We start from the raw sequence: 18433 nt of genomic DNA on the forward strand, positions 1-18433 counted from the left end.
ACTCCTCGCGCTCACAGCGACTCCCCCAGGTAGGCCTCTTGCACAGTGGGGTTGGCCATCACCGTCTCCGGGGTGTCGCAGGCCAGCAGCGCGCCGTGGTGCATGACGGCGATCCGGTCGGCCAACTCCAGGATGACGTCCATGTGGTGCTCGACCATCAGCACGGCCCGGCCGCTGTCGCCGGTCAGCGACTTGATGACGGCGACCAGTTCCGGGATGTCCTCGGCGCTGACCCCGGCCATCGGCTCGTCCAACAGCATCACCCGAGGCTCACCGGCGAGCAGCAGGGCGATCTCCAACTTGCGCTTCTCGCCGTGGGCCAGGGTGCCGGCGAGTGCCGTACCCCGGTGGGCGAGACCGACCCGGTCGAGCGCCGCGTCGGCGGCGGCGGCGACCTCCCGGTCGGCCGCCGCCCGCCGCCACAGTGCCATCGAGCCCCCGCGGTGCGCCTGCACGGCGAGCCGGACGTTCTCCCGCACGCTGAGCGAGCCGAAGACCGAGGACGCCTGGAAGGTGCGGCCCAGCCCGAGGCGGGCCCGCCGGTGCGGCGCAAGCGCCCCGATGTCCTGTCCGTCCAGGACTATCCGGCCCTCCGTGGCCCGACGCAGGCCAGTGATCAGGTTGAACAGTGAGGTCTTGCCGGCGCCGTTCGGCCCGATCACGCCCAGGAACTCCCCGGGCGCAAGGTCGAGGTAGACGCTGTCGACGATGGCGACCTCACCGATCCGCCAGGTCAGACCGCGGGTGGCGAGCATATGTCAGCCCTTCATGGCCACGGCCGGTGGCGCGGTCTCGTCACCGGTGAGGCTCTTCTGCGCGGTGGCCGTGAACTCGGTACCGCTGCCGGTCAGCTTGGCCTGGAACATCGGCTGAAGCAGCGCGTGGTCGGCGGCCCGGATGGTCATCTTGCCCTTGACCCCGTCGAAGCTCCAGCCCTCCAGGGCGGTGATCATCTTGTCGACGTCGTCCCCGCCCTCCTGCGCGGCCCGGACCACCATCTGCGCGGCGGCGAAGCCGTCCGGGTGGAACAGGTCGATGGTGTTGACAGTGGCCTTCAGCGCCTTGCTGGCCTCGGTGTCGCTGGCACCGTCGAAGTAGTGCGACAGGAAGGAGATCTTGGTGCCGGCGGCGCCGAAGGTCGGCCACGAGGCGCGGATGTCCAGGCCGGTGACGACCGTGGTGGACGCGAGCACGCCCTGCTGGTCGAGGGTCTGCCACATGGCCGGGGCGGTGGTGCCGGCCCAGGCCACGAAGAGCAGGTCCGGCTTGGCGGTCTTGATCTGGCTGGCGAACGGGGTGAACTCGGTGGCACTGGCCGGGGCCCGGACACTGCTCACGGTGGCGCCCGCGCCACCGATGACGGCCTTGACGGCCGCCTCGTTGGCGTCGCCGAACGCGCCGTCCTGAGCGAAGACCACGACCTTCTTGCCGGCCGGGTCGCCGATGAACGACTTGGCGGTCACCACGTCCTGGTAAGACTGCCGGCCGGAACGGAACGTGTACTTGTTCGCGCCGGTCACCGCGTCGGTGGCAGCGGGTCCGCTGATGAAGAGGACCTTGTTCTGCGCCGCGATCGGCGCGACCTGGAGCGCCACCCCGGAGGCGGTGGAACCGGCGATGATCTTCGTACCCTTGCCGATCAGGTCCTTCGCGGCGGAGACCGCCTTGGCCGGGTCACCCGCGTCGTCGACCTCGGTCAACTCGATCTTCCGGTCACCGACCTTGCCGGTGCCCTTCGTGGCGAAGTCGAGCCCGGCCTTGAACCCCTCGATGTACTGCTTTCCGTAACTGGCCAGGGCACCCGACTGGGAATACACCAAGCCGACCTTGACCGGCGCGGCACTGTCGCCGCCGCCGGTGGCGGTGTCCTGCGGGCTACCACAGGCCGTGGCGGCCAGCGCCGCGGCCATCATCGTGGCGGCGGAGAGGAACACCCGCCGCGTCGTCCGGACCGTCATTGCGACTCCACATGAGGACTCGGAGGGAGAGAACTTCTTCGTGACGGCTCACGCTAGAAGTGACGTCACCCACGAGCTATGTGGCGGAAACACACAAGTAACAGGAATGAGGTGGCCGGGGGTTACAAGGGGCCGCCCTACCGCCCGGACGCCCGTGCTCACGATGGCCCGAACCCCCACGGACCACCCGAAGCGTGTGTCGCCCCGCGCCATCCGCCCCGATCTGATCACCCGCAGGGTCCGTTGCTGCTTCCGCCGCCCCCGAAGACAGCAACAACAGGGAAGTTGCTGCCCCCTGCCGTCTTCGCCCCGCACGATGTTGCGGCGGTGACACCCCGTGGGAAGGCCGCTGGCCCGGCGTCCGAGGTGACGGACGACGGGCCAGCGGGTGGGCCGAACGTGATCGGCCCGGTGGTCGGCCCGGCGCGGGTCAGCAGCCGGGTCGAGGTTCGGTGCGCGGCGTCAGCTGCGGGCGCGGGTCAGCGCCCAACAGGCGTCAGAGGCCGGCGCGGGCGGCGACGGCGGTGTCCGGGTGGTCGCTGAAGACGCCGTCCAGGCCCAGGCCGAGGAAGAGTTCGTACTCGGCCGTGATGTCGCCGCGAGCGTTGGGATCGGTGCCGATCCGGAAGTCCACCGGGAGGAACTGGTTCTCCGCGCGGAACGTCCAGGAGTGCACGAGCAGCCGCTCGCGGTGCGCGTCGCGCACCACGTTGGTGGGGGCGAGCAGGTTGCCGGCCGCGTCCCGGGGCACCAGCAGGTTCTTGTTCGCGCCGATGCCGTCGGCGTATCCGGCGATCCACTTGAGCCCGGCCGGCGTAGCCAGATCCTGGTACGTGCGGGCGTCACCGGCCACGGTGAAGTCGTACGGGCGGCCGCTGGCGTCGAGCAGTTGGACCAGCTTCACGTCGGTCAGCCGGCTCAGGCGGCGCAGGTTCGCCGTCTCGAACGACTGGATGAAGACCGGCGAGTTCCGGCGGTCCAGCTTGTTCTGCCGCAGCACCTTCAGCAGCGGCTCCTCCAACGGCTTGCCGATCGACGCGAAGTAGGTCGGGTGCTTCGTCTCCGGGTAGATGCCGATGGTGCGGCCCCGTGCCCGCCCCTCGGTCCGGGCCAGGTCGATGACCTCCTGGAGGGTGGGCACCTCGAAGCGGCCGTCGAAGGCGGTGTTCGCCACCCGGACCTGCGGCAGCCGTTCCTTGGCGCGCAGCGTCTTCAGCTCCGCCAGCGTGAAGTCCTCGGTGAACCAGCCGGTCACGGCGACACCGTCGATGGTCTTGGTCGCCTTGCGGGCCGCGAACTCCGGGTGGGTCGACACGTCGGTGGTGCCGGAGATCTCGTTCTCGTGTCGGGCGACCAGCACGCCGTCGGACGTCGACACCAGGTCCGGCTCGACGTAGTCGGCGCCCATCCGGATCGCCAGCCGGTACGCCTCCAGGGTGTGCTCCGGCCGGTAGCCACTGGCACCTCGGTGACCGATCACGATCGGGCGGTCGTTCGCCCGGGTGCGGTCCGCGCCGGTCGAGGGATCGGCGGCGGCCATGGTGGGCACGGCCACGGCGGCGGCGAGCAACGCGCCGGCCACGCCGAGGGTCGAGAGGGTACGTCGCAACGCCGTCTCCTGTCATCGAAGGGTGTCGTAGAAAGCAGACCGCCCGCGATTGACCGGGAGTTGGTCGACGACTGACCGGCAGGTGAATCTCCGGAATGGGCGTTCCCACACCCGCACCCACCCGGAAAAGGAAGATTGTCTGGTGCGCTGGTTTCTCCGCAATCCCGTGCGGCTGGTGCCGCTGGGGTTCCTGGTGCCGATCCTGCTCGGCACCGGGTTGCTGATGGCGCGCTGGGCAACCGTCGAACACCAACGCCCGCCCCTGGTCACCGCGTTGTTCACCGCCAGCTCGGCGGTGTCGGTGACGGGACTGGCGATCAACGACACCCCCAACTACTGGTCCGGCGCGGGCCTGGTGGTCATCACCCTGCTCACCCAGCTCGGCGGTCTCGGCATCCTCACCGCCGCGGCGCTGGTCATCCTGGTGGTCTCACGCCAACTGGGTCTGCGCAACCGGCTGCTGGTGCAGGCCGAGACTGCGGAGTTCGGGATCGGAGACGTGGCCCGCCTGCTGCGTCGGATCGCGGTGACCGTCTTCGCCTGCGAGGCGGTGATGACCGCGCTGGTCGCCGGCCGGCTCTGGTGGGCGTACGACTACGGGCCGGGGCGGGCCCTGTGGTCGGGGGGGTTCCACGCCGTCCAGGCGTTCAACAACTGTGGATTCGCGCTCTACAGCGACGGCCTGCTGGCCTTCGCCCGCGATCCGTGGGTGTCGCTGCCGCTGGCGTTCGGGGGGATCGTCGGAGGGCTCGGGTTTCCCGCCCTGTTCGAGGCCGCCCGTGAGTGGCGCAGGCCGGCGGGGTGGGTGGTGGCCACGAAGCTGACCATCTGGGGCAGCCTCGCCCTGCTGTTGCTGGGCTTCGCCGGCCTGCTCGCCGCCGAGTGGACCAACGCCAGCACCATCGGCTCGTACGACGCCCCAGGCAAGGTCCTCGCGTCGTTCACCCAGATCGCGTTGAGCCGCACCGGCGGCTACAACGTGCTGAACATCGCCGAACTCCAGGAGGAGAGCTACCCGCTGCTGATCGTGCTGATGTTCATCGGCGGCGGCAGCGCCAGCACGGCCGGGGGCATCAAGGTGTCCACGTTCTTCCTGCTCGGGTTCACCATCTGGGCGGAGTTGCGCGGCGAGCCGGACGTGACGGTCGGGCACCGAAGGGTGGCCACCGCCAGCCAGCGACAGGCGGTCACCGTGGCTCTGCTCAGTGTCGCACTGGTCACGGCCGGGACCATGCTCCTGTTGCTGCTCACCGAGGGCGTGCGGTTCGTCGCGGCCCTGTTCGAGGTCACCTCCGTGTTCAGCACCACCGGGCTCACCGTCGGCCTCGCCGCCGAACTGCCGGCCAGCGGGCAACTGGTGCTCACCGCGCTGATGTTCGTCGGCCGGGTCGGGCCGCTCACCCTGGGGTCGGCGATCGCCCTGAACACCCGGCGCAGGCTCTACCGCTACCCCCAGGAACAACCAATTGTCGGCTAGCAACGAGGAGGGTCGAGGTGGCCGCGAGACGATCGGACGGCGGCGGCATCGTGGTGATCGGGTTGGGCCGCTTCGGCTGCCACCTGGCCGCGTCGCTCAGCCGGATGGACCGCGAGGTGCTGGCCGTCGACCGCAATCCGGACCAGGTTCAGCGCTTCTCCGACCAACTCGACCGGGTGGTCCAGGCCGACTCGACCGAGGAGGGGGCGCTACGTCAGCTCGGCGTCGCCAGTTTCGCCCGGGCGGTGGTGGCCATCGGGGCGTCGGTGGAGGCGAGTGTCCTCACCGTGCTGGCGTTGGTCGAGTTGGGTGTGCCGCAGATCTGGGCGCGGGCCACCTCGCAGAAACACGCCAAGATCCTGTCGTCGGTGGGCGCGCACCACGTGATCTTCCCGGAGGCGGAGACCGGTGACCGGGTCGCGCACCTGATCGTCAGCCGGCTGCTGGATTTCGTCGAGTTCGACGACGACTTCGCGATCGCCACCGTCCGGGTCCCGGAGTCACTCGTCGGGCGCACCCTGCTCGACCTGCGCCCGGACGAGCGATCCGGGGTCCGGGTGATCGGCGCCAAGGTGCCCGGTGAGCGTTTCCGCTACGCCTCGGACGACACGGCCCTCACCCACGGCGGAGTGCTGGTCGTGGAGGGTGGGATCGACCAGGTCCAACGATTCGCCGAACGACGCTGACCGTCACCTCTTCGGCCCACCAGGCCCCGCGGGGGCCTTCACCCTTTTCCCGGACCACCCGGGCCCTTGGCGTCGCCGGGCTTCGCGGGCCCCTTCGCGGGCTTCGGCGGCTTCGCCTTCTGGGCACCGCCACCGCCGGAGCCACTGGGGGTCGTCGCCTTCTTCGGCGGGGCCTTCTTCGTGGCGGTCGCGGTGCTCGCCGGCGCGGTGGACGGCACGCTACCGGCGACCCCGGAGACGCGTACCCCGCAGGTCACGTCGCCGAGCCGGAACTCCACCGGCAGGGGGTTGGCCCCGCTGTACGTCCCGGACAGGGTGAGCTTCTCGGCGGCACCGGGTGCCAGGGTGGTGCGCGCGGCCGCGGGTCGGATCAGCACCGAGCTGCCCTGCTGCTGCACCGACGTCGGCTCGGCCTTCGTCACGGTCTGCTGACCGGGGAACGTGAAGCTCATCGTCCAATCCCGCAGTTCCTGCTTCCCGCTGTTGGTCAGGGTCAGCTCGGCGGCGAACTCCTTGCCGGTGTCGGCGCGCAGCGCGTACGTCACGTCGCAGGTCGCGGCCGGCGGCAGGCCCATCCGGGCCTCGGTGGTCGGCCGGTCCTCCCCGCTGGCCGGGCTGCGCGAGGTGAATCCCCACATCGCCCCGGTGACCGCGATCAGGCCGACGGCGGCCACCCCGGCCTCCACCCGCCGGCGACGCCGGTCCGTCCGCCGGCTCCGGTTACGGGTGCGGGACAGCGGCAGCGCGTCGGTCGCCGCGGACCAGGGCAGGATGGTGGTGCCGGCATTGGCCAGCGCGGCTGGGTCCAGTGACCCGGCGGCCGGCGAGACCGGAACGGCGGCGAGCATCCCGGCCGCCTCGGCGAGCGTCCGGGCCAGTTCGGCGGTCGCCGGACGGTCACCGGGCCGCTTGGCCAGGCAGCGCCGCACCAGGTCGGTCACCCCGTCGGGCAGGCCGGGCACCGGCGGCATCGGGTCCGGGTCGTTGTACATGTGCGCGCGCAGCATCTGCGTGGTCGTGCTGGCCTGCCAGGGCAATCGGCCGGTGAGCATCCGGTAGAGCAGCAGCCCGACGGCGTACACGTCGGTGGCCGGGGAGACCTGGCCGTTGTCCAGCCGCTCCGGAGCGAGGTAGGCGGGGGTGCCGAGCAACGCGCCGTCCGGCCCCTTCTCGCTCTCCCCCACCAGCGCGGAGATGCCGAAATCGACGACCTTCACCCCGGTCGGGGTGAGCATCACGTTGCCGGGGGTGACGTCACGGTGCACCACACCACGCGCGTGTGCGGTGGCCAGCGCGGAGCTGACCTCGGCGCCGATGGTCACCGCCTCCCGCCACGGCAGCCGGCCCTCCCGGCCCAGCCGACTGGCCAACGAAGCGCCGTCGACCAGCTCCATCACCACGTACGGCACGGTCAGGCCGACCTGCTCGGACTCGCCGTAGTCGTACACGTTGGTGATGTTGGGGTGGCAGAGCCGTGCGGCGGCCTGCGCCTCCACCCGGATCCGGTGCCGGAAGGCCCGGTCGCTGGCGAGCCGGGAGGCGAGCACCTTCACTGCGACCTGGCGGCCCAACACCTCGTCGTAGCCCCGCCAGACCACCGACATGCCGCCCGCGCCGAGTTGCTCGACGAGCCGGTACCGCTCATCGAGGAGTTGCGCGTTCTTCCGGTCCCCACCGCCCATGGTGGCCGTTGTTGCCCAGGCACGACACACCTACACCTGTTGGATCGGAATCGGTCAGGAAAGTCACCCGATCAGGCGGTGGCCAGGAGCTGGTCCACCGGGGCGTAGTCGTCGGTCAGCACCATCGCCGAGCTGACGAAATCTGTGAGCTCCACACCGGAGAGCAGGCTGACCTTGGGGTCCACCTCGTTCAGCCGGGCGCGGACGGCGTCCAGCGGCAGCGGCGTGTCCGAGCCGACGATGAGGAAGTTGGAACCCTGCTGCTCGGCGAGGGCCTCCGGCGGCGCGATCAACGCCACGTGCCGGAACTCGGCCGCCACCGTGGCCAGCTCGGCGCGAATGAACCGCAGCGGCGGGTAGTCGATGACGTTCTGCACGTACACGCCGCCGGGGCGGGTCACCCGTCGCACCTCGGCCGCCATCTCCCGGGTGGACAGGTGCCACGGCACCACCAGGTGACCGAACGCGTCACCGACGACCAGGTCCCGGCTGTCCGTCGGCTCGCCGGCGACCAGCATCCGGGCGTCACCCACCACCGCCCGCAGCTCCGGCCCGGTGCGTACGCCCAACTCCTGTTCACCCAGCTCGACCAGGCCGCCGTCGATCTCGAACACCACGTTCTCGGTGCCCGGCCGGGTGGCGGTGAGGTAGACCGGAATCGTGAACCCGCCGCCGCCCAGGTGCAGCGCGTCGAGCCGCTTCCCGGCGGGTGCGGCGACGTCGGCGACCGCGCCGATCCACTTCGTGTACGCGTACTCCAGGTGCTTCGGGTCGGCGAGGTCCACGTACGAGTGCTGGGCCGAGTTGAGCAGCAGCGTCCGCCCGGTGGGCCGGTCCGGGTCGGACACGACCCGGGCGCAGTGGTACGCCGTCTCGATGTCGCACGGGTTCGGCGCGATCGTGGTCAGCCCGGCCCCGAGCAGGCCGAGGACTGCCAACGCGGCCCGGGTCCGGGCCGGGCCGGGCAGTTCGGTGGGCTCCTGCCGCCGCAGATACCACCCGAGGCCGATGCCGACCAGCCCGAGCGCCACCGCGAGGGTCAGCAGGATGACAGTGCTGCGCAGCGCGGCGACCAGCACGAACCCGGTGAGCAGGGTGGCGGTGATGCCACCCAGGGTGCCGATCCCGGAGAGTCGACCGACCACCTGGCCGGTGCGGCGCAGGTCGGCCAGTTGGAGTTTCACGACCAGCGGGGTGACCGCGGCCAGCAGCGCGGCCGGCACGAACACGGCCAGCGCGACCAGCAGCAGGATGCCGCTGGCCGCCCCGCCGCGCAGCACTTCACCGGCGTAGCGGACCACCGGCAGGGTGATCGCGGTCGCGATGCCGGCCAGCACCAGCGCCGGCGCCAGCAGACCCCGCGGGTTGCGCCGGTCGGCCAGCCAGCCACCCGACCACGCCCCGTACGCGATGGCGGCCAGCGCGATGCCGATCACCGAGCTGGTCACCTGGAGGGTCACCCCGACGTACGGGCCGACCAGGCGCAGCGCGACGGTCTCCAGCACCAGCACGGCCCCGCTGGAGAAGAAGACCAGAAAGGCGGCCAGGCCGTTGGGCAACGCCCGGCCGGTGACCGGAACGGGCGAGGCCGGGGACGACGGCGGGGCCGCTACGTCGGGCGGTGGAGAGCTCATCGTCGCGATGGTACGCAGCGAAGCTGGTACTTCGGGTCAGTACATCGAGAGATGAACATGGTTCGTGTGGGACGCGGCGGGACTGCCGCTGCCGCTGTACGAGCGCCACCCGGTGCCGGGATGCCAGATCTGCCGGTACCAGATCACGTAGAGCACGCCCAGACGGTCGGCGTTGCGCACGTGCCAGGCGGCCAGGCTGTCCCCGTACGCCTTGTCGCCGCCGGTCGCGTTCTTGTCCTCGAAGCCGTTCGTGGCGGCCGAGAAGTCGCAGGCCCGCCCCTTCGGGTGCTCGCCGCCACCACCGCTGCGCTTGCAGGAGGCGTGCCGCTTGTAGCCGGCCGCCTGGGTCTGCTTGAGTGCGTTCAGGGTGCGCGGGGTGATGCAGCCGGACGTGGTCGGGTCCTTCACCGAACACGACTCCGACGGCCAGGACCCGTCCGAGTTACGCGGAGCCGGCGTCGCCGAGGCGGAACTGCCGCCACTGAAACCGCTGCTGCTGCCCGAGCTGACCTCGGCGAGCGCGGCCTCGGCCTCCTTCTTCTTCTTCGCCATCACGGCGAGTTGCTTCTGCTGCTCGCGGACCTCGGTGTCGATGGCGAGCTTGGCCTGCTGCGCCTGCTGCTTGGCCTCGACGAGGTCACGCAGCCGCTTGGCATCGCGCTGGGCCATCATGTCGAGGTCGCTCACGCGTTCCAGGAACGCCTGCGGGGTGCTGGTGTTGAGCAACATCGTCGCCGGGGTGAGCCGGCCGACCCGGTACGACTGTGCGGCCACCTCGCCCACCTGGGCGGTCAGCCCGACCAGTCGACCCTCGACCGTGGTCAGCTCACCGGCCAGCGCCGTCTGGCGACGCTTGGAGTTGTCCAGTTTGGCCTTCGCCTCGATGTGCCCCTTGGCGGTCAACTCCAACGCGTCCTGGAGCTTCTTGCTGCCACCCTCGCCCGGCTCCGCGTACGCGGGCACGGCGGCGCCCCCGAGCACCAGCGCGGCGGTGGCGAGCAGAGCGAACAGGGCGCGGCGACCGAGCCGCGGGCGAAGCCTGGTCCTGGGCACGCAAGCGTCCTTCCGTCGACCGCCGGCCCCCGGTGAACCAACTGCGCGGCGGCGTCCCCGCCGGCGCCGGTCGGCGGCCTGCTGGCGGGAGACCGCCGGTCACGATACCGGACGGCGGCCTGCTGACCAGCCCCCTGACCACCGGGCCGCCCAGATGTCGACGCAGCGTTCCAGCGCCGTCGCGCAGTGCGCCGATCAGCTGTCGAGGAGGGCGTCGCGTACCTCGGCCCAGACCTGCTCGTTGGCGGCGACGAGCAGACCACGGCCGTCGTCGGCCGGGTGGTAGTCGGCCCCGTCGAACCGGCGGGCGACGCCACCGGCGGCGCGGACCAGCAGGGTGCCCGGGGCATGGTCCCACGGCAGGGTGCGCCAGAACAGGACGAACTGCTGCTCGCCGGTGAGGATGTCCAGATACTCGCGGCCGGCGCAGTGCTGGCCGGGCAGCAGCTCACCGAGTTGCCGGCCGCCGGCGCGGACCCGGTCCCGGGTCTCCGGCGGCAGGAACCGGGTCATCGCCGCCCCGCGCAGCTCGCCGAGCGGCGGAGGCGTGGCGGTGCGGTCCACCGGCCGGCCGTTGAGCAGGGTGCCGTCGTCGGCAGACCCGACGGCGAGGGTGTCGGCGAGCGGGTCGAGGATCCAGCCGGCGGCCGGTCGTCCGTCGGTCAGCAGCGACACCATCAGGGCGAACGGCCGGCGACCGGCCGCGAAGTTGGCGGTGCCGTCGACCGGGTCGACCAACCAGACGTCCCCGCCGTCGCTCAGGTGCCGCAGCAGCCCCGGGTCGTCGGCGACGCCCTCCTCGCCGACCACCATCGAGCCCGGCCGCAGCCGGCGCAACCCCGCCGACAGCAACTCCTCGGCCCGGCGGTCGGCGACGGTGACCACCTCACCGGGTGCCTTCTCCGACACGTCCTCGTCGTCGAGCTTGCGGAACAGGGGCACCACGACCTGGTCGGCGGCCTCGCGGAGGAGGTCGCCAACATCGTCGAGCAGGGTGTCAGCCACGCGGCGGCAGCTTGACCACGCTGACGAAGAACTCGTCGATCTGGCGGACCACCGAGATGAAGCGCTCGAAGTCCACCGGCTTGGTCACGTAGGCGTTGGCGTGCAGCTGGTAGCTGCGCAGGATGTCCTCGTCGGCCTGCGAGGTGGTCAGCACGACCACCGGGATCCGACGCAGCTCCTCGTCCTTCTTGATCTCTTCCAGCACCTCCCGGCCGTCCCGGCGGGGCAGGTTGAGGTCGAGCAGGATCAGGTCCGGCGCCACCGCGTCGGCGTACTGGCCCTCCTGCCGCAGGTAGGCGAGCGCCTCGGCGCCGTCGGAGACGACGGTCAGCCGGTTGCGCAGCTTGTGCTCCTCGAACGCCTCCTGGGTCATCAACACGTCACCCGGATCGTCCTCGACGAGCAGGACCTCGATCGGGCTCTTGCCATCCGCCGGCGCGGTCATCCCACCGTCTCCCTCATGTCACCCGTTCTACCGCTTCCCGACGCCGCGTCGGCCCGGTCCGGTCGGTCCGACCCGCCGGACTGCTCGGCCGGCGCTGCCCGAGCCTCGTCCGGGGGCGTCGTGTCGCCCGCGGAAAGAGCCGCCGGCTGTTCCGGCGAGTCGACGACGGCAGCCGACTCCACGTCCGCCGGAAGGGCCGGCAGTGTGAAGCGGATCGCGGTGCCCTCTGCCACGTCGGTGTCCACCCAGACCCGGCCGCCGTGGTACTCGACGATCTTCTTGACGATGGCCAGCCCGATGCCGGTGCCGGGGTACGCGTCCTTCGAGTGCAGACGCTGGAAGATCACGAAGATCTTGTCGGCGAACTCCGGCTCGATGCCGATGCCGTTGTCCTCGCAGCTGATCTCCCACTCGGTGCCCACCAGACGGGCCGAGATGTGCACCTTGGGCGGCACGTCCGCCCGCCGGAACTTGATCGAGTTGCTGACCAGGTTCGCCAACAGGTTGGTGAGCAGCGGTTCCTCACCCGAGATCACCGGCAGTTCGGTCCAGGTCAGCTCGGCATCGGCGTACTGCCGGGCGGCCTCGGTCTGACCGGCCACGTCGCCCATCACCTTGTTCAGGTCGACCTCGACGAAGCCGGTGGTGAGCCGGCCGATCCGGGAGAACGCGAGCAGGTCGTTGATCAGACGCTGCATCCGCTGAGCGCCGTCCACCGCGAACGCGATGTACTGGTCGGCCCGCTCGTCCAACTGCCCGGCGTAGCGGCGCTGCAGCAGTTGGCAGAAGCTGGCCACCTTGCGCAGCGGCTCCTGCAGGTCGTGCGAGGCCACGTACGCGAACTGCTCCAGGTCACGGTTGGACCGGGTCAGCTCCTCGGCCTGCTTCTGGAGCTGGCTGTTGACCCACTCGATGCGCTCGCGGGCACCACGCACCTCGGCCAGATCGGCGGCGATCTTCTGGCGCATCGCGTCCACGTCGTCGCCGAGCCGGATGAACTCCGGCGGGCCGACGGTGGCGATGCGGTGCTGGTAGTCGCCCTCGGCGACCTCACGGACCTGGTCGGCCAGGCCGGTCAGTGGCCGGACCACCATCCGGTCCAGCGAGACCAGCAGCACCGCGCCGGCCACGACCACCACCAGGGCGGCGACGATCAGCAGGACGACCAGCACGTTGCTGCTGGTACGCACGTTGGTGGCGGCCTGCTCCCGCGCGGCGAGGATCTCCTCCTGGAGGTCATCCACCGCCGCGCGAAGCTGGTCGAACTGTTGCCGGGTCTGGTCGGTGATCAACGCCTGCCCCGCGCGGGTGCCGCTCTGCTCGGTGGTGGTGATCACCGGCTCGGCCACGGACTGCCGCCACTGCGCGGCGCGTTCCTCGACTATCCGCATCTCCTGGCCGATCTGCGGATAGTCGTGGAGCAGCGACCGCATCGAGGCGACGACGCTCTGCTCCTGCGCGAGCCCGTCCCGGTACGGGCCCAGGTCGGCCGGCTTACCGCTGACCGCGTACCCACGGACTGCCGTCTCCTGGTCGAGCAGGGCGTTGAGCAGTTCCTGCGACTGCACCCGCAGCGGGCCGGTCTGGTTCAGGACGGCGTCGATCTGGGTGCGATTACGGGCGGCCATCGCCGCCTCCGCCCCGGCCAGGCCGATCAACAGGATGCCCACGACGGTGAGCAGGGTGACGACCCGGCGGCGCAGGCTCCAGCCGCCGACCACTGGCTTCACCGGCCACCACCCCGGCTGACCAGCAGCATGGCCACGTCGTCGGAGAGCGCGCCGCCGTTGAGCCGCTCCGCCCGACCGACCAGCCAGGCCGGCAACTCGGGCAGCGACACCGACCGGTTGGCCGGCTCGTCGAGGAGCCCGGTCAACCCCGGTACGTCGAGGCGTTCGTTGCCCTCGCCCACCCGCCCCTCGATGAGGCCGTCGGTGTACATCAGCAGGGACCAGTCATCGTTGTCGAACTCCACGTCGTAGGCGATCGGCCGGCGGGGTCGTACGCCCAGCAGTCGGCCGCCGGGTGCGGGCACCGGGGTGACCCGGCCACCGGAGAGCAACAGCGGTGGCGGATGCCCGGCGAGTCGGACGGTGGCCCGGTTGGCGTCCAGGTCGAGTCTGACGGTGGCCACCGTAGCGAAGATCTCCTGGAGGCGGCGCTCGCTCATCAGCACCTGCTCCAGCGCGGGCAGCACCTCGTCGTCCGGCACTCCGGCGAGCACGAGGGCCCGCCAGGCCACCCGCAGCTCGACACCGAGTGCGGCCTCGTCCACCCCGTGCCCGCAGACGTCGCCGACGATCAGGTCGAGGCGGTCCGGGCGGGTCTGCACCACGTCGAAGAAGTCCCCGCCGATCAGCGCGGCGTGCCGGCCGGGCCGGTAGAAGGTGTGCACCGCCACCTGATCGGTCGTCATCAGCGGCTGCGGCAGCAGGCCGCGTTCGAGGCGGGCCGACTCGGCCTGACGCAGCTCGACCTCGCGCAACCGGCGGGCGTTCTCGTCGGCGCGCTTGCGCTCCACCGCGTAGCGCAGCGCCCGGGTCAGCAACACCCCGTCGACCTGGCCCTTGACCAGGTAGTCCTGCGCACCCTCGGCGACCGCTACGACGCCCAGGTGCTCGTCCGAGCGGCCGGTGAGCACACAGACCGCAGCGCCGCTCGACATCTCCAGCACCTGGCGCAGCCCGTCCAGCCCCTGCGCGTCGGGCAGGCCCAGGTCGAGCAGGACACAGTCCACGTCGCCGATCCGCTGCCGCGCCTCCCGGAGGCTGGTGGCGACCAGCAGGTCGATCATCGAGTTCGTCTCGGCGAGCAACTCGGCGACCAGGAACGCGTCGCCCTCGTCGTCCTCCACCAGCAGCACCCGCAACCGCTCTCCCGGTGGCAGGTTGGCGTGCCGCGCCAGGCCGCCGTGCGGGTACGGCACGACGGGGGAACCGGTCAGACCGGGTCCCCGGTTCGGCCGGGTCACCGCCGCGAGGCGCGGGAGTTCGCTGGTGATGTCGGGCTCCTTCCGAGTGCCCTGCTGATCCTGTATTAGACAACGGTCGCACACAACACGGTGCCTCCGGCGCGGGCGGGGAGGGGGATGGGCCTCGTCACTGCCCACCCGATGACGAACCGGGCGGCGGTCGAGGTAGGGCGTACCGGCCATCCCTTCGGCACGCGCCGAGGGGCAGGATGGTGCCACCCCAGGCCCCACCACCCCCGAGGAGTTCCCGTGGGCGCACCCACCACCCCGGTCACGACGGGCACGCCGCCCGGCCCGACTTTGGGCGTACCCCCGGCCGACCGTGCCCTGGCCAGACCTCACCGGCGGCTCGTGGCCGCCGCGGCGGCGCTGGTCGCGCTGGCCGCCGTCGGTGCCGGCAGCCTGCTCGACCTGCGCACCCCGGCGCCGAAGCCGGCGGACGCGCCGGCTGGTGAGTTCAGCGCCGGCCGGGCGTACGCGGACGTCCAGGTGATCGCGGCCCGGACGCACGTCGCCGGCAGCGCGGCCAACGACCAGGTGCGCGCGCACCTCGAGCAGCAGTTGCGCGGGCTGGGCCTGGAGACCGAGGTGCAGGACACGGTGGCACCGGAGGCCGGCCAGCTCAGCGGGGCGGCGGGCGGGACGACACTGGCCCGCGTGCGCAACGTGGTGGCCCGGCTGCCCGGCACCGCGTCGACGGGCCGGATATTCCTGGTCGCCCACTACGACTCGGTACAGACCGGGCCGGGCGGCAACGACGACGCCGCCGGCACCTCGGCCATCCTGGAGGTGGCCCGCGCGCTCAGCACCGGCCCTCGCCCGCGCAACGACATCGTCTTCGTGCTGACCGACGCCGAGGAGGCGTGCCTGTGCGGCGCGTCGGCGTTCGCCGCCAGTCACCCGCTGGCCGCCGACGGCGGAGTGGTGCTGAACCTGGAGGCCCGGGGCTCCACCGGCCCGGTGATCATGTTCGAGACGTCCCGGAACAACGCGAAGCTGGTCGACGTCTTCGGCCGGGCCGCCCCGCATCCGGTCGGCACCTCGTTCGCGGTGGAGATCTACCGCGCGCTGCCCAACGACACCGACTTCACCGCCTTCCTGGACCAGAAGTTCGTCGGGCTGAACTCGGCGTACATCGACGGCGGTGCGATCTACCACACACCGCTGGACACTCCGGCAGCGATGGACCGGGGCAGCCTCCAACAGCACGGGGACAACGCGCTGGGTCTCGCTCGGGAGTTCGGTGCGGTCGACCTGACCGACCTGCGCTCCGGACACGACGCGACCTACTTCCCGGTCCCCGGTGGCCTGGTCCGCTACCCGGGCACGCTCACCCTGCCGCTGGCCCTGCTCGCGGTGATCGCGGTGGCGGCCCTGGGCTGGCTGACCCGGCGCAGTGGCCGGGCCAGCATCGGTCGGCTGGCCGCCGGCTTCGCGCTGGCCCTGGTGCCGATCGTCGCCGCGCCGGTCGCCGCCCAACTGCTCTGGCTGGCGATCACCACGATCCGACCGGGGTACGCCGAACTGCTCGACCCGTACCGACCGATCTGGTACCGGCTGGCCGTCCTGGCGCTCGCCGCCGCCATCCTGTTCACCTGGTACGCGCTGACCCGCCGCCGGATCGGCCCGGCCGCGCTCGCCGTCGGCGGTCTGGCCTGGCTGGCGCTGCTCGGGGTGCTGCTCGCCGTGGCGGTGCCGGGAGGGGCGTACCTCACCACACTGCCGGCGCTGGCCGGCGCCCTCGGCGGGCTGGTCGCGCTGCGTACCCGGCAGACCGGACCGTGGCCGGTGGTGGCGGTGACCGCCGCCGCGGCCGTCGGTGTGGTCATCCTGCTGCCCACCGTGGTGCTGCTCTTCCCCGCGCTGGGGATGGGCATGGGCGGGGTGGCCGCGCTGGTCGCGGTGCTGCTCGGCCTGACCGCCCTGCCGGTGGTCGACCTGCTGCACCCGCAGGCCGGTGGCCAGCGCGGGCTGCTGGCGCTGCGGGCCCGGCGGCTCGGTGCGCTCCCGGCCGGGGCCGCCGCCGTGGCGGCGGTGGTGCTCGCCGGGGTCGGGCTGGCCGTCGACCGCTTCGACGCCGCGCACCCAGCGCCCACCCACCTGATGTACGCGATGGACGCCGGCACCGGTCAGGCCCGTTGGCTCAGCCACGAGAGTGACCCGCAGCCGTGGACGGACGGCTACGTGGACGGGACGACCGACGTCGGCGACGACTTCCCCGGACTCGGCGACGGTGAGCTGCGGGCCGGGCCGGCGCAGGCGGCGAACCTGCCCGCCCCGAAGCTGGAGGTGCTCTCCGACACCCGCTCCGGTGACGAACGGCTGGTGCGGGTGCGTGTCCTCCCGCAGCGCCCGGTCCGCCTGCTCACGCTGCATGTGAACGGACCGACGGCGGTGACGTCGGCGACGGTGAACGGACGACAGTTCGATGTTGCCCGGACGGCGACTCAGAAGCCCTGGGGCTTCGGCGTGGTGTTCCACGCGCCGCCAGCGGAGGGGGTCGAGATCACGCTGACCATGTACCCGAGCCCCGCTGACGGCCCGGTCGCGCTGCGGGTTATGGACGCCAGTGACGGCCTGGACGCGCTGCCCGGCTTCCGCCCCCGGCCACCCGCCGTCGGCGTCGTGGGGTCGCACAGCTCGGAGATGTTGGCGGTCGCCCGCACCTACCCCGTCTGACGCAGAGAACGGTGGTCCGGCGCAACAATTCGCTCCGCCGGACCACCGAACTATTCGTAGCGACCGAGATGCGGCGAACTACCCCTCCAGGCGCGCCAACAATTCATTGCGCATAGGCCATGACTCGTCCGCGATGCACTCCGCCAGGCAGGCGAGCCCAAGTGCCAGCGGCCAGGAAACCGCCTGTCGATGCTGAAGGAGCATGTCAAGCGGTCGACTGGGATCCCAGAGCCGCCGGGGCGCCAGGCCGACGGGCATGAATTCGTGTACGTAGGAGCGCTCCACTCGCCGCGGTGACCGATCGAGCACCTGATCACCGGTAAGGTTCAGCAGAGTCACGGCGCAGAACTCGGGCATGGCTCCCCGGCTGATCCAGCGGCCGTGACCAATTAGGGAGCTGTCTGTTATCTCGCGTTCTACCAGGTGGCACTCTTCCCGCAGCTCGCGTTCGGCTCCGTTTATGACGATCCTCTGAATCGTCCAGTCCGCCGGGTTCCGAGGCACGTCCCTCGGTTCCAGTGCGCCTGAGCCGGACGGGGCAAGCAATCCGGGACTGCCGATGTTGTCCTCGGTTTGCGCGACCACGAGCAACTGTCCGTCTGTGGTGAAGGCCAGCGTCGACACACCGACCAGGTTCGCGAGACGACTGCGTTTGAAGGAGATCAGCCGGCCGTCCGAGTCGAGGATGAGGTCCCTTCCTCGAAGCGCTGGGCTCTTCCGCCCCACCTCCCAGATGTCCAACGGGGCGAGCAAGTTGCTGCACATGAAATCGAAATAGTGGCCCGCCCTCAGCTTGACGACATCCTCGCTCAACAGGTCCGCAGCCAGACAGAGCACACTGTCGTTATAGATCTTCCCCGTCCTCGAACGATGCGTCAGGAAGTCAAGCGACCACGTCTTCAGGTCACGAGGAAGCTTGTAGTCGGGCGACTGAACAATGGCCCGGATGGGCCGCTTACGCAGTTCGGCGTTCTCACGCGACAGCAGAATCCCAACGTCACGGGCGCTTTCCACACCTGACCCGAGGTCCACCGAATCGCCAACCACATCCCGGTAGGTGTCGCCCTTCCGCGGCTGAAATCGCACCTCTCGTGCACGGCGACGGTTGGCTCGGGTCTCCATGAGGGAGAGAGTAGCGCCGGCGAGGCCAGCAACCACACTGACTGGCCGTGGCAGGTTCACCAGGGATGTCGCCAGCCCGAACGAGGCTAGAGCCAGTCCCACGGTCGTCAGT

General features: G+C 71.1%; 14 protein-coding genes. 3 read left to right on the forward strand and 11 right to left on the reverse strand.

Features of this window, described 5'->3' with window-relative positions; all coding sequences use genetic code 11:
* Positions 1 to 11: 11 nt before the first annotated feature.
* The 3 genes from O7614_RS30490 to O7614_RS30500 form a co-directional block, all read right to left on the reverse strand.
* Entirely contained in the window at positions 12 to 755 is a 744-nt protein-coding gene (locus O7614_RS30490; protein ID WP_278141809.1) for an ABC transporter ATP-binding protein, read from the reverse strand.
* A gap of 3 nt (positions 756 to 758) precedes the next feature.
* The gene (locus O7614_RS30495) at positions 759 to 1958 is read right to left on the reverse strand and encodes a substrate-binding domain-containing protein (RefSeq protein ID WP_278141810.1); all 1200 of its coding nucleotides are present in this window, start codon (positions 1956 to 1958) and stop codon (positions 759 to 761) included.
* A gap of 496 nt (positions 1959 to 2454) precedes the next feature.
* On the reverse strand, positions 2455 to 3567 hold the full coding sequence (locus tag O7614_RS30500) for a glycerophosphodiester phosphodiesterase (RefSeq protein WP_278141811.1): 1113 nt from the start codon (positions 3565 to 3567) through the stop codon (positions 2455 to 2457).
* A gap of 142 nt (positions 3568 to 3709) precedes the next feature.
* Between O7614_RS30500 and O7614_RS30505 the strand changes: the two genes are divergently transcribed.
* Together O7614_RS30505 and O7614_RS30510 are read left to right on the forward strand one after the other, a co-directional pair.
* The gene (locus O7614_RS30505) at positions 3710 to 5044 is read left to right on the forward strand and encodes a potassium transporter TrkG (protein WP_278141812.1); all 1335 of its coding nucleotides are present in this window, start codon (positions 3710 to 3712) and stop codon (positions 5042 to 5044) included.
* Positions 5045 to 5061: 17 nt separating this feature from the next.
* The gene (locus tag O7614_RS30510) at positions 5062 to 5730 is read left to right on the forward strand and encodes a TrkA family potassium uptake protein (RefSeq protein ID WP_278141813.1); all 669 of its coding nucleotides are present in this window, start codon (positions 5062 to 5064) and stop codon (positions 5728 to 5730) included.
* 38 nt (positions 5731 to 5768) lie between these two features.
* Here the strand turns inward: O7614_RS30510 and O7614_RS30515 are convergent, their stop codons facing one another.
* The 7 genes from O7614_RS30515 to O7614_RS30545 all read right to left on the reverse strand — a co-directional run bounded on the left by O7614_RS30515 (position 5769) and on the right by O7614_RS30545 (position 14475).
* Positions 5769 to 7412 (reverse strand): serine/threonine-protein kinase, encoded by a 1644-nt coding sequence (locus tag O7614_RS30515; RefSeq protein ID WP_278141814.1) that lies wholly within the window; start codon positions 7410 to 7412, stop codon positions 5769 to 5771.
* A gap of 71 nt (positions 7413 to 7483) precedes the next feature.
* The gene (locus O7614_RS30520) at positions 7484 to 9046 is read right to left on the reverse strand and encodes a fused MFS/spermidine synthase (RefSeq protein ID WP_278141815.1); all 1563 of its coding nucleotides are present in this window, start codon (positions 9044 to 9046) and stop codon (positions 7484 to 7486) included.
* 36 nt (positions 9047 to 9082) lie between these two features.
* Entirely contained in the window at positions 9083 to 10057 is a 975-nt protein-coding gene (locus O7614_RS30525; protein WP_278142430.1) for a hypothetical protein, read from the reverse strand.
* Between the two features lie 237 nt (positions 10058 to 10294).
* On the reverse strand, positions 10295 to 11104 hold the full coding sequence (locus O7614_RS30530) for an inositol monophosphatase (RefSeq protein WP_278141817.1): 810 nt from the start codon (positions 11102 to 11104) through the stop codon (positions 10295 to 10297).
* Positions 11097 to 11549: a response regulator gene (locus O7614_RS30535; RefSeq protein WP_278141818.1), complete on the reverse strand. Its 453-nt coding sequence runs from the start codon at positions 11547 to 11549 to the stop codon at positions 11097 to 11099. Before O7614_RS30535 ends, O7614_RS30530 begins: the two co-directional genes overlap by 8 nt.
* The gene (locus O7614_RS30540; RefSeq protein WP_278141819.1) at positions 11546 to 13279 is read right to left on the reverse strand and encodes a sensor histidine kinase; all 1734 of its coding nucleotides are present in this window, start codon (positions 13277 to 13279) and stop codon (positions 11546 to 11548) included. The genes O7614_RS30535 and O7614_RS30540 overlap by 4 nt, the downstream gene beginning before the upstream one ends.
* Positions 13276 to 14475: a fused response regulator/phosphatase gene (locus O7614_RS30545; protein WP_278141820.1), complete on the reverse strand. Its 1200-nt coding sequence runs from the start codon at positions 14473 to 14475 to the stop codon at positions 13276 to 13278. Before O7614_RS30545 ends, O7614_RS30540 begins: the two co-directional genes overlap by 4 nt.
* 345 nt (positions 14476 to 14820) lie before the next feature.
* Between O7614_RS30545 and O7614_RS30550 the strand changes: the two genes are divergently transcribed.
* Positions 14821 to 17199, forward strand: a complete 2379-nt coding sequence (locus tag O7614_RS30550; protein WP_278142431.1) for a M28 family peptidase — start codon at positions 14821 to 14823, stop codon at positions 17197 to 17199.
* 78 nt (positions 17200 to 17277) lie between these two features.
* Here O7614_RS30550 and O7614_RS30555 read toward each other — a convergent pair whose 3' ends face one another.
* Positions 17278 to 18321 carry a hypothetical protein gene (locus O7614_RS30555; protein ID WP_278141821.1) on the reverse strand — a complete coding sequence of 348 codons (1044 nt, stop codon included), beginning with the start codon at positions 18319 to 18321 and terminating at the stop codon, positions 17278 to 17280.
* Positions 18322 to 18433: the final 112 nt, after the last annotated feature.

The organism is Micromonospora sp. WMMD961 (assembly GCF_029626145.1).
Taxonomy (GTDB): domain Bacteria; phylum Actinomycetota; class Actinomycetes; order Mycobacteriales; family Micromonosporaceae; genus Micromonospora.

Bases quoted from the DNA above. Each gene is read 5' to 3' on its own strand.
- O7614_RS30490 (WP_278141809.1), bottom strand. From the start codon at position 755: ATGCTCGCCACCCGCGGTCTGACCTGGCGGATCGGTGAGGTCGCCATC.
- O7614_RS30520 (WP_278141815.1), bottom strand. From the start codon at position 9,046: ATGAGCTCTCCACCGCCCGACGTAGCGGCCCCGCCGTCGTCCCCGGCC.
- O7614_RS30555 (WP_278141821.1), bottom strand. From the start codon at position 18,321: ATGGAGACCCGAGCCAACCGTCGCCGTGCACGAGAGGTGCGATTTCAG.
- O7614_RS30495 (WP_278141810.1), bottom strand. From the start codon at position 1,958: ATGACGGTCCGGACGACGCGGCGGGTGTTCCTCTCCGCCGCCACGATG.
- O7614_RS30515 (WP_278141814.1), bottom strand. From the start codon at position 7,412: ATGGGCGGTGGGGACCGGAAGAACGCGCAACTCCTCGATGAGCGGTAC.
- O7614_RS30535 (WP_278141818.1), bottom strand. From the start codon at position 11,549: ATGACCGCGCCGGCGGATGGCAAGAGCCCGATCGAGGTCCTGCTCGTC.